General features: G+C 75.3%; 11 protein-coding genes. 4 read left to right on the forward strand and 7 right to left on the reverse strand.

Translation table 11 applies throughout. From position 1 onward, the window contains the following. Positions 1–5: 5 nt before the first annotated feature. A complete protein-coding gene (gene accA / locus ACIQG9_RS00590; protein WP_400396681.1) occupies positions 6–1,745 on the reverse strand; it encodes an acetyl-CoA carboxylase carboxyl transferase subunit alpha in 1,740 nt (579 codons plus the stop codon). A gap of 466 nt (positions 1,746–2,211) precedes the next feature. On the opposite strand from accA, the gene ACIQG9_RS00595 reads away from it, so the two are divergent. From ACIQG9_RS00595 to ACIQG9_RS00605, 3 genes are all read left to right on the forward strand, one after another. Further along, positions 2,212–3,132 carry a BTAD domain-containing putative transcriptional regulator gene (locus ACIQG9_RS00595; protein WP_400396683.1) on the forward strand — a complete coding sequence of 307 codons (921 nt, stop codon included), beginning with the start codon at positions 2,212–2,214 and terminating at the stop codon, positions 3,130–3,132. 88 nt (positions 3,133–3,220) lie between these two features. Further along, positions 3,221–3,568, forward strand: coding sequence for a TcmI family type II polyketide cyclase (locus ACIQG9_RS00600; RefSeq protein WP_400396686.1), 348 nt, complete (start codon positions 3,221–3,223; stop codon positions 3,566–3,568). A gap of 189 nt (positions 3,569–3,757) precedes the next feature. Next, on the forward strand, positions 3,758–4,660 hold the full coding sequence (locus tag ACIQG9_RS00605) for a hypothetical protein (RefSeq protein WP_400396691.1): 903 nt from the start codon (positions 3,758–3,760) through the stop codon (positions 4,658–4,660). 309 nt (positions 4,661–4,969) lie between these two features. Here the strand turns inward: ACIQG9_RS00605 and ACIQG9_RS00610 are convergent, their stop codons facing one another. Together ACIQG9_RS00610 and ACIQG9_RS00615 are read right to left on the reverse strand one after the other, a co-directional pair. Next, entirely contained in the window at positions 4,970–5,647 is a 678-nt protein-coding gene (locus ACIQG9_RS00610; RefSeq protein ID WP_400396693.1) for a M23 family metallopeptidase, read from the reverse strand. A 43-nt stretch (positions 5,648–5,690) separates the two neighbouring features. Further along, on the reverse strand, positions 5,691–6,710 hold the full coding sequence (locus tag ACIQG9_RS00615; protein WP_400396697.1) for an aminoglycoside phosphotransferase family protein: 1,020 nt from the start codon (positions 6,708–6,710) through the stop codon (positions 5,691–5,693). Between the two features lie 170 nt (positions 6,711–6,880). Here ACIQG9_RS00615 and ACIQG9_RS00620 point away from each other — a divergent pair, with 170 nt between their 5' ends. Beyond that, the gene (locus tag ACIQG9_RS00620; RefSeq protein ID WP_400396700.1) at positions 6,881–7,087 is read left to right on the forward strand and encodes a hypothetical protein; all 207 of its coding nucleotides are present in this window, start codon (positions 6,881–6,883) and stop codon (positions 7,085–7,087) included. A 215-nt stretch (positions 7,088–7,302) separates the two neighbouring features. Here ACIQG9_RS00620 and ACIQG9_RS00625 read toward each other — a convergent pair whose 3' ends face one another. From ACIQG9_RS00625 to ACIQG9_RS00640, 4 genes are all read right to left on the reverse strand, one after another. Continuing rightward, positions 7,303–9,411, reverse strand: a complete 2,109-nt coding sequence (locus tag ACIQG9_RS00625) for an amino acid transporter (RefSeq protein WP_400396703.1) — start codon at positions 9,409–9,411, stop codon at positions 7,303–7,305. A gap of 117 nt (positions 9,412–9,528) precedes the next feature. Further along, positions 9,529–9,936, reverse strand: coding sequence for a hypothetical protein (locus tag ACIQG9_RS00630; protein WP_400396706.1), 408 nt, complete (start codon positions 9,934–9,936; stop codon positions 9,529–9,531). A gap of 148 nt (positions 9,937–10,084) precedes the next feature. Then, entirely contained in the window at positions 10,085–10,855 is a 771-nt protein-coding gene (locus ACIQG9_RS00635) for a DUF5995 family protein (protein WP_400396709.1), read from the reverse strand. A gap of 118 nt (positions 10,856–10,973) precedes the next feature. Then, positions 10,974–13,898 (reverse strand): helix-turn-helix transcriptional regulator, encoded by a 2,925-nt coding sequence (locus tag ACIQG9_RS00640; RefSeq protein WP_400396712.1) that lies wholly within the window; start codon positions 13,896–13,898, stop codon positions 10,974–10,976. Positions 13,899–14,010 lie beyond the last annotated feature (112 nt).

Consider the following 14,010-nt stretch of genomic DNA (forward strand, 5'->3'; position numbering starts at 1 on the left):
TGCGGTCAGGACGGGTCGGTGCCGTCGGCGCGGCGGTGGTGGGGCGCGGCGGGCCCGGAGCCGGTACGGGCCGCGCCGAAGCGGCGGAACCGGGCCCGACGCCGGCGGACCAGGGTGACCGGCGGCACGTCCAGCAGCGGGGTCAGGTTCGCCACCAGCGCCCGGCGCAGCAGCAGCGCCTGCGCCGGCGGGTCGGCCTGCGCGCCGCCGGACGGTTCGTCGACGATCTCGTCGGCCACGCCGAGGCGGCACAGGTCCGGCGCGGTCAGCCGCAACGCGCGGGCGGCCCGTGGCGCGGACGCGCTGTCCGGCCAGAGGAAGGCGGCGCAGCCCTCCGGGCTGATCACCGAGTAGACCGCCTGGCGCAGCATCAGCACCCGGTCGGCGACGGCCAGCGCCAGCGCCCCGCCACTGCCGCCCTCGCCGGTGACCACCGCGACCACCGGGGTGGGCAGCACGCTGAACGCGAGGATGTTCTCCGCGATGGCCGCCGCCTGCCCCTGTTCCTCCGCACCGACGCCGGGGTCGGCGCCCGGGGTGTCCACCAGGGTCACCACCGGCAGGCCGAGCCGGGCGGCCAGCCGGACCAGCCGCAGCGCCTTGCGGTGACCGGCCGGGCTGGCCATGCCGAAGTTGCGGGCGACCAGCTCGGCGGTGGTGTGTCCCTTCTGGTGACCGACCACCATCACCGGCCGGCCGTCCAGCCGGGCCAGCCCACCGACCACCGCCGGGCAGTCCGCGCCGAGCCGGTCGCCGTGCAGCTCGACGAAGCCGTCGAAGGCGCCGTCGAGATAGTCCAGGGTGGTGGGCCGGCCGGGGTGCCGGGCGGCCCGCACGGTGTCCCACGGGTCGGCGGCCAGCGCCGCCGGTTCCGGCCCGGCCGCCGGTCGGGGCCCGGCCCGCACCGGCTCCCGCCGGGCCACCCGGGTCCGGGCGAGCCGGGCCCGCCCGCCGGCCGCCGCGGCGAGCAGCGCCGCCAGCCGGCCGCGCAGCGCCCGCCGGGGCACCACCATGTCCACCTGCCCGTGGCGGAGCAGGAACTCCGCGGTCTGGAAGCCCTCGGGCAGGTGCCGGCCGGTGACCTGCCGGATCACCCGGGGGCCGGCGAAGCCCATCCGGGCCCCGCTCTCGGCGAGCACCAGGTCGGTGTTGGTGGCGAAGGAGGCGGCCACCCCGCCGTACGTGGGGTCGGTGACGACGCTGACCGTGAGCAGACCCGCCTCGCGCAGCCCGGCGACGGCCTGGCTGACCGTGGCGAGCTGCATCAGCGACAGCGTCCCCTCCGGTATCCGGGCGCCGCCGGAGGCGGTGACCACCAGCAGCGGGGTCCCGTCGGCGAGGGCCCGTTCCGCGGTCCGGGTGACCAGCTCGCCGACCACACAGCCCAGGCTGCCGCCGAGGAACCGGAAGTCCATCACCGCCAGCGCCAGCCGGTGGCCGCCGATCCGGCCGGTGCCGCAGAGCACCGCCTCGTCGAGGCCGCTGCCGGTCCGGGCGGCGCTGAGCCGGTGCGGGTACGGCAGGGTGTCCACGAAACCGATCGGATCCACCTCCGCCACCCCGCCGGGCAGTGCGGTGAAGCTGTCCGGGTCGACCAGTTGGCGCAGCCGTTCCGGGGCGGTGAGCCGGGAGTGCGTCCCGCACTCCGGGCAGACGTCCAGGTTGCGGCGCAGCCGCTTGCGGTAGAGCAGCGAGGCGCAGCCGGGGCAGCGGAACCAGAGCTGCTCGTCGGCGGCGGTGGTCATGCCACCCGCCGCCCGACGGTCGGGACGACCCTCGCGACGATGAGCGAACGGTCCATGTGTGCGGCCTCCCCACGGCGTGTCCCCGCCGGGCGGCTCACCCCGGTCGGTTGCCGCCACCATCCGGCCGGACACGTCACCGGGGCGTCACTCACAGCCGCCCACAGCCCCCGGCAGGCGGTGACGGTGCGTTGACGCAGGCTGTGTATCAGCTATGTACCGGCTGTCCGTTGCGATGACTGTTCGCAGTTCAGGGTCGATGTGCTCAAAGCACAGGCCGATCACGATACCCACACATCCGTTGACCGAGAGTAATCACGTTGGTAGTGTTCGTGCCGGCCAGTCCGACGGGGCGCGGCGATCAGACGCCGACGCCGTGGCGGGAGCGACTCCGACAGTGGCGTCCCGGGGCGACCGCGCCGGGACACCGGCGGATCTGGACCAGGTTTCCCGTGCAGGGGGTACGCCCGTGACCGGTCATGCCAGCACGCCGACCAGCGACGCGCCGGACGGCCCCCCGGTCCGCCTGCACCTGCTCGGCGGCTTCCGGCTGCTGCACGGCGACCGGCCGGTGGTGGTCCCGCGCGGGCTGCAACGGGTGATCGCCCTGATCGGGCTGCGCCCCGGCGCCACCCGCAGCAACCTGGCCGGGCTGCTCTGGCCGGACGTCCCCGAGGAACGGGCGCTGTCCTCGCTGCGCACCGCCCTGTGGCGGCTGCGCCAGGACCCCTGCTGCCCGCTGCTGGCCAGCGGCGACACCGTACGGCTCGACCCGACGGTCCGGCTCGACGTGGACGACCTGGTCGCCACCGCCGGACGGGTCCGCGACGGCGGCGACCCGCGCACTGCCGCCGAGGCGCTCGCCGCCGGCAGCCGGGACCTGCTCCCCGGCTGGTACGACGACTGGGTGCTGCTGGACCGGGAACGGCTGCGCCAACTCCGGCTGCACATGCTGGAACAGCTCGCCGTCGACCACCTCGACGCCGGCCGGCACGGCGAGGCGTTGCAGGCCGCCCTGGAGGCGATGGCCGCCGAGCCGCTGCGCGAGACGCCGCACCGGCTGGTGGTACGCATCCACCTCGCCGAGGGCAACGCCTTCGAGGCGGTGCACGCCTTCTACGTCTACCGCGACCTGCTCATGCGGGAACTGCGGCTGGAGCCGTCCCCGGCGATGTGCGCCCTGGTCGCCGAGACCCTCGGCCCGATCCGCCGGGCCACCCGGCGACCGGCCCCGCCACCGCGCAACGGCGGCCCGCCGGTGCCCGCCCGGGGCGACGGAGCGCCCGCGCCCACCCGCGACCGGCAGCCCCGGACCGCACCCCGGCCGGCGGCCCGACCCGATCCGGGTCCGACGGGCGGGTCGCCGTCACGGCCCGGGTGGACCGCGTGACGGTGAGGTGACAGCGCCGCCGCCAGGGTGGACACACACGGTGGCCCCTCGACCGGATCGGGGAGCACCACCCGGCGAGAGGGGTCCGATGAGCCGTCTAGTGATCGTCAGCAGGATCATGCCCGGCGCGGAGGGGCGGGTCGCCCAGATCTTCGCCGAGTCCGACGCGACCGAACTACCCGGCCTGACCGGGCTCCGCCACCGGTCCCTGTACCGCCTGCACGACCTGTGCGTCCACCTGATGGAGACCACCGACGTGGACGCCGACGCCCTGGCCGACGCCCGCAACCACCCGCAGTACCGCCAGGTCAACGAGCGGCTGTCGGCGCACACCACGCCGTACCTGCCGACCTGGCGATCGCCGCGCGACGCGATAACCGGCTGCTTCTACAGCTGGGACGCCTCCGACGCGCCGGCACCGGGGGCGCTGCGCTGACCTGGCCGGGCCGGTCGCGCTGGCGGTGCGGTGCGGCGTACCGTCGGTCATCCCGCCACCACCGCCCGACACCGGGCATTCCACCTGCGCAACGAGGGGCGGTCCTCCCTGTCGCCCGACAATCGCGTGTGCGAAGCTGCGGCGGGTTTTCTTCGCGACTTCAACGACGTACGCATGAGGGAGGTTGCCATGCCGTCGACATTCGGGCAATGGCTGATCGTGATCCTGGCGCTGCTGGTGGGCCTGGCCGGAGGCTGGCTGCTGCGCGGGCGGCGGACGCCGGACGCCGCGCCGTCCATCGTGGCGGGCGACCCGGTCGTCGGGCTCTCCACCGAGGAGCAGGCCGCCGCCACCGTCGACACCCCGCGACCGGCCGCCACCGTCGACGCCACCCCGGTCCCCGTCGCCGTCGTGGACGAGCCGACCGCGCACGACCTGGAGACCCCGCCGGCCGCCGCGTCGCTGGCCGCCAGCCACACCGCCCTGCCCACCGGGGACGCCCCGGCCGACGGCCCCACCACGCCGGACGACGCCGACCGGTCCACGCCGGCCGACGAGGCCACCGTGGCCCCGGTCGCCGAGCCGGTCGCCGCCGACGAGCTCACCTCCCCGGTCCCCGCCCCCCGCCCGGCCGTCGAGGAGGACACCCCCACGGTCGACGCGGAACTGCCGCCGACCGAGGCCGTCCCGACCGAGGCCACCCCCGACGCCGCTCCGGCCGAAGTCGCTCCGACCGAGGCCGCCCCCGCCGAGGCCGCTCCGGCCGCCGCCGCCCCGGTGGTCCCGACGCAGCGCGCCTCGGTCGAGGACGCCGCGCCCACGGCCGGACCGGACGAGACGGCGGACGACTTCCGCCGGATCCAGGGCGTCGGCCCGAAGATGGCCGCCGCGCTCCAGGCCGCCGGCATCCGCACCTACCGGCAGCTCGCCGACCTGGACGAGGCGGGCCTGCGGGAGACCATCCGGGCCGCCGGGCTGCGCGCCACCCCGAGCCTGGCCACCTGGCCGCAGCAGGCGAAGGTGCTGGCCGGCGCGGGTGCCGAGGCCGAGCAGGTGCTGCCGACGTCGACCGGCAGCGACAGCCAGGGCTGACCCGGCCACGAGGGCCGGTGGGCGTGCCAGCAGGCGCACCCACCGGCCCTCGCGCATGTCGTGGCGGTACCGGACGACGGCACGGCCGCCTGCCCGTGGACAACATTGCCCGGCACCGGTATGCCACTGCGGCATAAACATGACACCGTGGCATACCGCTTCGCAGGTGGCCGCCGCCCGCGTGGGCTGACGCCGACGCCAGGATCCACCGACGGCGGCCACGGCATCCCGCCAGCCGCTGCCACCCGCCCGACCGGCCAGCGGCATCAGACCGTCTGGAACGGCCCGACGCTTCGCCCGTCGCTGGCGTCACGCCGGTTCCACGACCTCCGACTCGCCCGGGACGCCCCGCGCGACCGCGACCGGCGGCCCGCCGGATCGAGGCCACACCCGGTAGTCCCGGAAGGACATCGGTACGCCCCGCGCGGTGAACGGGTCCGCGGCATCCATGACCTGGAGGTGCAGGTGCGGCTGGGTGGAGTTGCCCGAGTTGCCGCAGGCGGCCAACTCCCGGCCGGCCGGCACCGACTCGCCCACGTCCACCCGGATCGAACCGGCGCGCAGGTGGGCGAGCACGACGAACCCGCCACGATCCGCCAGTTCGAGGATCACGTGGTTGCCCGCGATGGCGCCCGCGCCCCGGCGGACCCGGGCCGCCTGGGTCAGCGCGTAGGGCAGCAGCGCGAGCGGCGACCGCCGCGCCAGGTGGTCCACCTCGCCGTCGTGGACCGACAGGACCCGGCCGGCGGCGGGCGCGAGGATCGGCTGACCGAACGCGAAGAACCGCTCCGCCGGCTCGGTGGACACCAGCGTGCGCCAGTCCCGCGTGGTCGCCGTACGTCGCCCCCGGACGGCGACGAAGTCCATCGCGTACGTCGTGGCGAACAGGTGGGTGCCGTGACTCGGCACCCGCCGCGCGGGGCTGTTGCGCGCCCGCCAGGTGCCACGGAACGGCAGGTCGAGTACGACGTGGTCGAGGGTGGACATCGCGCGCCTCCCCGGGTTGCCCGCTCGTGGCCCGCCCCGAACTCTACCGCCGGGAACCGGATGGCCCGGACCATCCTTTCTCCAGCGACCGGCCCGTGCGGTCCCGGCGGCCGAGGTGGTTCGGTGCCGGGTCAACCGGGCACGGTGGCGGCCCGGGGGCGGTCGTCGTACTCGGCCAGGATCGCGGTGAGGGTGTGGTGGCTTCCGCCGCACGCGCCGGGTCGGGGTTGTCGAGGGTGATCAGCGCCTTCCACAGCGCCCAGCCCCGCGCCCGGGCCCACGTCCCGGCGTCGACGCCGAGCGCGGCCCGGAACGCCGTCCGGGCCGGGGTGTCGAGCAGCGTCCAGGCGATCGTCAGGTCGCAGGCCGGGTCGCCCACCCCGCAGACGCCGAAGTCGATCACGGCGGCCAGCCGGCCGTCCCGGACCAGCAGGTTGCCGAAGGCGACGTCCCCGTGGAACCAGACCGGTGGACCGGACCAGGTGCTGGTCAGCGCCGCCGCCCAGATCCGGGTGACCGGGTCGACCGGAAACCGGCCGGCCGACCGGGCGATCACCGCCCGGATCTCCCCGTCGTACGTCCGCAGCGGCCCGCCCCGCCAGCAGGTGTGCGGCCCGGCGGCCGGACCACCGGCGGGGTCGACCCGGTGCAGGGCGGTCAGGAACCCGGCCAGGTCGGTGGCGAAGACGGTGAGGTCGGCGATCCGCTCCGGGGTGGCCTGCCGGCCGTCGATCCAGCGGTAGACCGACCACTCGAACGGGTAGCCCTCGGCCGGCCGGCCCCAACCCAGCGGGACGGGCACCGGCAGCGGCAGCCGGGGCGCCAGGTACGGCAGCCACCGCTGCTCCTTCGCGACCTGGGCGGCGTAGCCGGGCGCGCTGGGCAGCCGGACGGTCATCGCGTCGCCGAGGTGGAAGGTGCGGTTGTCCCAGCCGCCGGCGGCCAGCGGACGGACCGGGAGATCGGCCCAGGCGGGAAACTGGCCGGCGACCAGGCGGCGTACCAGCGTGCTGTCGAGGTGCGGCCGGTCGTCCGGCTCCGGGGTGTCGGGGTGTGCGTTCATCGGCTCCACCGTGGCGGGCCGACGGTGGTCGGGACAAGGCATTTTCGGCGGCGGTACGCCGGCCGGGTCCCGGTCGCCGTACTGACCGTTCCGGGACACTGTTTATCCGCTCCGGGCGGCTGGGTACATGGGCGTCACCTCGAACACACCACAAGCCGGGAGGCACCCCCATGCGCGGCACCTCGATACTCGGAGTCATCGTCGTCATCTGGTTGGTCATCGGCGCCATCGCCGCTGGTCAGCGCGGCTACTACGGGAACGATGAGACCAACTGCGCCGAGGCCGGCACCATCCTGGTGACCATCGTCGCCGGCCCGCTGAACTACCTCGGCGCCAACCCGAAGGTGGACTGCAAGCTCCCCGAGCCGTCGAAGTAGACCGCACCGCCCCGGCCCGCGCCCACCCTCGGGGCGCGGGCCGCGTCGTGTCCGCCTCCGATCACCACGGTCACCACCCGTAGAGCGTCCTAGGAGACTGGGCAACGGTGGTGGTTCGTCGCGGCCCGGTCCCGCCAGCGACGGGCGCGGCCCGCCGGGCGGCCCGGTGCGCGTACCCCCGGACCGGCCGGACCGGCGCGGCGCCGACGGCCGGGTCAGCCGCCGACGTGGATGCCGGGGCGGCGGGACGGGTCCGGCTCGCTCTTGCGGATGATCTCCCGGACCACCGGCGGGGTGTCGCCCCGGCCGAGGATCAGGTAGCGCAGCAGGTGCGCGATCGGGTTCCCCTCGGACCACTCGAAGTGGGCGTGCGGGCGGACCCCGGTGGCGTCCCGCAGCGCCAGCAGGATCGCGGCGATGGCGTTCGGCACGGCCGGGCTGCCGGCCCGCAGCACCCGGTAGCCGCCCACCTCGACCCCGTGCACCCGCAGCACCTGGCTGAACTCCGACGGATCCACCACCTCGATCTCCAGGAAGAGCACGTCGGCGGCGCCCGGCACCGGGTTCATGCCGCGCTGCGCCCGCTCCTTGACCCGGTACTCCTTCAGCGAGCCGCTGTCGCGCTTGTTGGCGATCAGGTGCAGCCGCCCGTCGTGGGCCAACGACTCGGCGACGAACCGCCGGGCCGGCTCGTCGAACTCGATCCGCTCGGCCCGCAGCTCGGTGGTGCGGGTGACCCGGGAGATCAGCGAGACGGCGACGATGCCGGCGATGAACAGGCCGGAGATGGCGATCCCGTCCGGCTTCTCGACCACGTTCGCCACCAGGGCGTAGAGCAGCACCGCGGTGAGCACCGCGAAGCCGGTCGCGGCGAACCGGTGGTGGGCCCGGACCGTCGCGATGGTCACCGCCACCGCCCCGGAGACCATCATCGCCAGGATCCCGGTGGCGTACGCGCCGGCCTGGGCGTTGACGTCGGCCCCGAAGGCGACCGTGATCGCGATGCTGATCAGCGTGTAGACCAGCACCACCGGGCGGACCGCCCGACCCCACTCCGGCGCCATCCCGTACGAGGGCAGGTAGCGCGGCACGATGTTGATCAGGCCGGCCATGGCGGACGCCCCGGCGAACCAGAGGATCAGCACGCTGCTGATGTCGTAGACCGTGCCGAACCCCTCGCCGAGGTGCTCGTGGGCCAGCCAGGCCAGCGCCCGGCCGTTGGCCTGCCCACCCGGCTGGAACTCCCGAGGCGGGATCAGCACGGTGGTGACGAAGGTGGTGGCGATCAGGTACACCGACATGATCAGCGCGGCGGCGGTGAGCAGCCGGCGGGTGTTGCGGATCCGGGCGGCCAGCCGCTGCTCCCGGTCCGCGCCCCCGCCGCGCACCAGCGGCATCATGCTCACCCCCGTCTCGAACCCGGAGAGGCCGAGGACCAGCAGCGGGAAGGCCAGCACCGCCGGGCCGAGCAGGTCGCCGACGCCGGAGCCACGGGCGGTCAACGCGGCCCGCCAGTCCCCCACCGCGCCCGGGTCGGCGGCGATCCCGGCCAGCGCCGCCAGCACGATCACCGCGTTCAACGCGAGGAAGACCGCGACCAGCGGGACGGCCACGCTCACCGCCTCGCTGAACCCCATCAGGAACACCCCGCCGAGGACGAGCAGCAGCAGCACCGTCACCACCACCGCGGCGCCCGTGCCGTGCGGGAACGACGACGGCAGGTACGGGTTCTCCAGCAGGTGCACCGTGGCGTCGGCCGCCGACAGGGTGATCGTGATGATCCACGAGGTGGCGACGAAGCCGAGCAGCACCAGCACGAACAGCTTGCCCCGCCAGAACGGCAACAGCCGCTCCAGCATGGCCACCGACCCCTGCCCGTGCGGGCTCTCCTCGGCCACCCGCCGGTACATCGGCAGCATCCCGAACAGGGTGAGCGCCACGATCAGCAGGGTGGCCAGCGGAGAGAGCGCGCCGGCGGCCAGCGCCGCGATGCCCGGCAGGTAGGACAGGGTGGAGAAGTAGTCGACCCCGGTCAGGCACATCACCTGCCACCAGGGGTGCCGCTGCTGGCTGCCCTCCTCGGCCTCCGGACCGGGCGGTGACACCCGGTGCGCGAACAGCCACCGGCGCAGCGCGCCGCCGGGCGGGGCGGCCGGGCCGGGGGTCTCCACGCAGTCCGGCAGCGCCACCGGCCCCCGCCGGGTCCGCTCGCCCTGGGACGCGTCGCGGGCCTCCCGCAACGCGCGCCCGTGACCGGGGGGCGGGGTGCTGCCCCGCCGCTCCCTGGTACGCCGTGGTCGTGCCCCGTCCCGCCCGTCCGACATCCCCGTCCCGCCCTCGTAGCCCCTGCACCCGACGGTAGGCGGTCGCCACGGCACCGCCCCCCGGAACCGGGAAGCCGACCGCCCCGCGCTTGGTCGGCCGGGTCGCGCGGCCGGCGGTCAGGCCGGCGGTCGACCGGACGGCGGGCCACGCAGCGCCGCCAGCAGGGCCTCCGGGTCGGCCACGGTCACCGTGGCCGCCGGATGGCGCAGCCACCGGCCGGGGGCCAGCCCCGGCACCGCCGTGGCGAACCGGATGCAGACCCCGGCCGTGGTGCCGGTGCCGAAGGTCACCCCCCGATCGGCCAGCGACAGGTGCGGCCCGACCGCGCGCCACCAGCGGTACGGCCCACCCCGCCGCGCCCCGGCCACGTTCGCCCGCGCGGTGCGCAGCCGCCACGGGCCGTACCGGATCGCCACCGTCTCGTCGTCGACCACCACCACGCAGGTCTCCGGCCGGACGCCGAGCAGCGCCAACGGCACCCGGAACGCCGGGTCGAAACGGAACGCGGAACGGTGCACGGGCATGACCGGCGGGTACCCGGTCCGCAGCGTCCGACACCCGGCCGGGCGGCCCTCACTCCAGTGCCCGGGTCCAGTCGTCGCCCCATCCTGGTCCCCCGGGTGCGTCCCCGCGCACCGGTCTTCTCCGGCGCGCGGGGACCCCCCGTCCCGGCTACTGTAGGAACGCCCCGAGGGGCGAGAGCAGCAACCGGCCGAGCGCCGCGGCGTTGTCGTCCAGCCGGGTGCGCTCGCAGTCGCGGGCCTGCGGGTCGTGCCGGCAGCGCCAGATCTTCTGCGCGTTGCGCCAGGCCACGTCCCGGGTGTACTCGACCAGTTCGCCCTGGTACCAGTCGTCGATGTCACCGTTGAGCATGTCGATGAGGAGCTGCCACCGCTCCAGGTAGCCGCGCCGCAACGACGGGATTTTGTCGGCGAAGATGTCGTTGATCTTCAGGTAGTCGCGGTGCTGGTCGGTGCCGTCCACCGGCTCCGACTCCAGGTGGTCGAACGTGGTCACCAGCGCGAACGGCAGGTCGAAGTTGATGTGCGCGTTGACCCCCGCCGCCGCCGACGGCAACGGCCGGGCGTCCGGACCCCGCATCCGCTTGAACAGGCAGGACCAGGCGCGCGGGGTGGTCGGGCTCGACTCGGTCCACAGCCGCATCGCGTCGAAGTAGCGGGCGGCGAACTCCACGTCCAGCCGGGACAGGAAGACCGGGTCGGCGAAGTAGTCGTCGTAGAGCCCTTCCAGCACGCTGCTGGTGATGGTGAGGTAGAGCCGGTTGAAGTCGGCCAGCGGGCAGCTCTGCTCCAGCGGCGGGAGCCGGACCAGCAGGTCCTGGAGCTTGGTGAGGTGGTCGACCACCGCCGGCACGTCCTCCGGGTGGTCGGCGAGCAGGCCGACGATGTCCGCGTGGACGGGGCCCCAGACCGGTTCCGTCATGTCTCCTCCACAGTGGTCGGGGCAGCGTCGCGCCGGCTGCGTTCCGGTGGACAGCCTGTCACCGTCCGTCAACGCCGCCATCAGTAGATCGACGTATTCGGCCGTGACGTACGTATGGTCACTCGCCCCGGTTGCGCAGGTGGATCGCGCTGGCCTGCACCCGGGTCCGCACCTGCAACTTGTCGAAGATGTGCGAGACGTGGACGCCGATGGTCCGCTCGCTGATGAACAGCCGCTGCCCGATCTCCTTGTTGGTCAGCCCCTCGGCGACCGCGGCGAGCACCTCGAGTTCCCGGGCGGTCAGCCCCGACAACTCGTCGCTGGCCGGCTCCGCCGGGACCGCCCGCCGGGACCGCGCCGGCTGGGCGCGCTCGGCCAGCGCCACCCGGGCCCGGCCGGCCAGCATCCTGATCTCGCTGGTCAGCGGCACGGCACCCAGCCCCAACGCCATCTCGTGGGCCTCACGCAGCAGCTTTCCGGCGGCCGCGCTGCGGCTGCGCCGGACCAGCAGCGCCTCGGCCTGCCGCAGCCGCGAGTAGGCCGCCGGGTAGGGATGGTGGCGGCGGTCCCACTCGGCCGCCGACCGGGCCCAGGCGTCCGGGTCGCCCCGACCGTCGAGCCGGGTCAGCTCGGCGGTGCACAACGCCAGGAAGCCGTCGGCGTTGAGCCGGACCGGACCGGCCGCCGTCACGCTCTTGCGGGCCACCCGGTCGACCGCGTCGCGCAGCCGCCGCACCGCCGTGTGGTCCACCGCGACGGTACGGCTGGCGTGCGCCTCCGCCTCCGCGCGCAGCCCGTGCCAGGCCAGGGTGCCCAGCAACACCACGTCGTCGGAGCGGGTCTCGGTCAGGCCGCGCTGCACCGCCTGCCGGGCCACGTCGTGCCGGCCCTGCCACATCGCCAACCCGGCGCGCAGGATCAGCATCGGCAGCACGTGCCGGGGCGCACCGCCACCGGCCAGCATGGTGGCCACCGCCTCCAGGTCCCGGTCGGACGCCTCGACATCGCCGTACCCGACCGACAGCCGGCACCGGGCCAGCAGCAGCTCGACCGCGTCGGCGCCGGACGGGCGGTGCCGCAGCGCCGCCGCGACCACCTTCTCCGCCTCCGCCCACTGTCCCACCCGGAACAACCCGTTGGTGGCGATGGCCAGCAGCCGGGTCTCGAAGGTGCGGCCCAGGCCCAGCTCGGCGACCCGCTCGGCGCCCCGGCGGGCCACCACCACCCCCTCCTCCAGGATGTTCAGCGGCCCGGTCAGCAACTCCGCCAGGTGCAGGTACGCGCAGGCCACGTCCTCCGGGCCGCCGGCGCGCTCGGCGGTCCGCAGGGCCTGCCGGACCACCGCCAGCCCGGCGTCCGGGTCCTCCAGGAACGCCTCGCTGAAGCCCAGCGCGGAGCTGGCCAGCACCACCTCGCTGGTGCTGCCGTCGACCGCCGCCGCCAACTCCAGCGCCTCCCGGGCGCGCTGCCCGGCGTCGGCGTACCGACCCAGGTGCAGCAGCAGCTCGGCCAGCCGGGCGGCGGCGGTGGCCCGCTCCTGGGCGGTGCAGTCGGCCGACTCCAGCACCCCCCGGTACTCCGCCTCGGCCGGGGCGGAGCGGCCGGCGGCGGCGAGGTAGCGGGCCCGGCGGATGCGCAGCCCGCAGGACTGGCCCGGCTCCTCGCCCCCGGTCAGCTCGGCCAGCAGGGAGAGCGCGCGGGCGTGCTCACCGCTCTGGTGGGCCGTCTCGGCGGCCTGCTCCAGCAGCACCGCCCGGTCGACCTGCGGCGGGGCGTCCACCGGCCCGGTGACCGGGGTCGAGGCGAGCTGCAACGCCGCCGACCAGTGCCGGTGCGCCTCGGCGAAGCCGTGCAGCCGTTCCGCCTCCCGGGCGGCGGCGATCGCCGCCGGCAGGGCCCGGCCCGGCTCGCCGGCCAGCCGCCAGTGGTGCGCCAGCCGGGCCTGGTGCAGCTCCGCCGGGGCCCGGGTGAGCGCCTCGGCGTAGCGGCGGTGCAGGCCGGCGCGCTCCGCCGGGAGCAGTTCGTGGGCCAGCACCTCGGCGACGAGCCGGTGCCGCAACCGGTAGCCGTCGTCCGCGCCGACGAGCAGCCGGTGGGCGACCGCCGCCCGCAGCGCCTCGATCAGCGCCGGCTCCGGCAGGCCCAGCACCTCGGCCAGCAGCCAGTGCTCCACCGGCTCGACACCGGCGGCCACCGCGTGCACCGCCGCGTGCGCGTGCCGGGGCAGCACGTCCACCCGGGACAGGAAGATCTCACGCAGCGTGTCGGACAGCCCGTCGCGGCCGTCGCGCAGGTCCCGGGCGAGTTCCTCGACCACGAACGGGTTGCCGCCGCTGCGCTGCCAGACCTGGTCGGCGGCCTCGGGGGCCAGCGGCGCGCCGACGATCTCGGCGGCCAGCCGGTCGGTGTCGGCCCGGTCGAGCGGGGCCAGGTCGAGGACCCGCACCGACCGCAGCCGGCGCAGCTCGGTGAGCACCCGGCGCAGCGGGTGGGCGCCCTGCAACGACTCGGCCCGCACCGCCGCCAGCACCGACAACTGGAGCTCGCCCAGCCCGGCGAGGAGGTAGAGCAGCAACTGCCGGGTGGTGCGGTCCACCCACTGCAGGTCGTCCAGGACGAGCACCAGTGGGCGTCCCTCGGCGATCAGGCTCAGCCCACGGGAGACCCGTTCCAGCAGCGCGCCGGCGCTGTCCGCGTCACCGGTCTCCTCGACGAACGTGCGCAGCAGGCCGCGTACCGCCGAGGAGGTGCGGGCCTGGCCGGCGTCGAGGTCGGCGTCGAAGCGGCGCAGCGCCTGCAACACCGGGTGCAGCGGGGAGGCGTCGCCGATGTCCAGGCAGGAACCGGTGAGCACCACCGCTCCCGCGTCCCGCAGCCGCGCCGCCGCCTCGGCGAGCAGCCGGGTCTTGCCCACCCCGCTCTCCCCGTTGACGAAGACGGCGGCGGTCTGCCCGGGGCCGATCTGGTCGAGGAGCGCGGCGCGCAGCGCCGCCAGCTGGTCGGCTCGGCCGACGAGCGGTGCGGTGTCCACATCGCTGGCCATGACCGCAGCCTAGTCACAGGCCCCCGCGCCCTTCTACGGGCCAGATCCCTCTGTGGTACCTCTCGCGTCGACATTGCGACTAAAGGTTGCGAGTCGCCGACATACGTCGTTC

The sequence above is a fragment of the Micromonospora sp. NPDC092111 genome (assembly GCF_044755745.1).
In the GTDB taxonomy this organism is placed as follows: Bacteria; Actinomycetota; Actinomycetes; order Mycobacteriales; family Micromonosporaceae; genus Micromonospora.

Coding starts and splice junctions, on each gene's coding strand:
- accA (WP_400396681.1), bottom strand. CDS start 1,745: ATGACCACCGCCGCCGACGAGCAGCTCTGGTTCCGCTGCCCCGGCTGC.
- ACIQG9_RS00600 (WP_400396686.1), top strand. CDS start 3,221: ATGAGCCGTCTAGTGATCGTCAGCAGGATCATGCCCGGCGCGGAGGGG.
- ACIQG9_RS00605 (WP_400396691.1), top strand. CDS start 3,758: ATGCCGTCGACATTCGGGCAATGGCTGATCGTGATCCTGGCGCTGCTG.
- ACIQG9_RS00610 (WP_400396693.1), bottom strand. CDS start 5,647: ATGTCCACCCTCGACCACGTCGTACTCGACCTGCCGTTCCGTGGCACC.
- ACIQG9_RS00615 (WP_400396697.1), bottom strand. CDS start 6,710: ATGAACGCACACCCCGACACCCCGGAGCCGGACGACCGGCCGCACCTC.
- ACIQG9_RS00620 (WP_400396700.1), top strand. CDS start 6,881: ATGCGCGGCACCTCGATACTCGGAGTCATCGTCGTCATCTGGTTGGTC.
- ACIQG9_RS00625 (WP_400396703.1), bottom strand. CDS start 9,411: ATGTCGGACGGGCGGGACGGGGCACGACCACGGCGTACCAGGGAGCGG.
- ACIQG9_RS00630 (WP_400396706.1), bottom strand. CDS start 9,936: ATGCCCGTGCACCGTTCCGCGTTCCGTTTCGACCCGGCGTTCCGGGTG.
- ACIQG9_RS00635 (WP_400396709.1), bottom strand. CDS start 10,855: ATGACGGAACCGGTCTGGGGCCCCGTCCACGCGGACATCGTCGGCCTG.
- ACIQG9_RS00640 (WP_400396712.1), bottom strand. CDS start 13,898: ATGGCCAGCGATGTGGACACCGCACCGCTCGTCGGCCGAGCCGACCAG.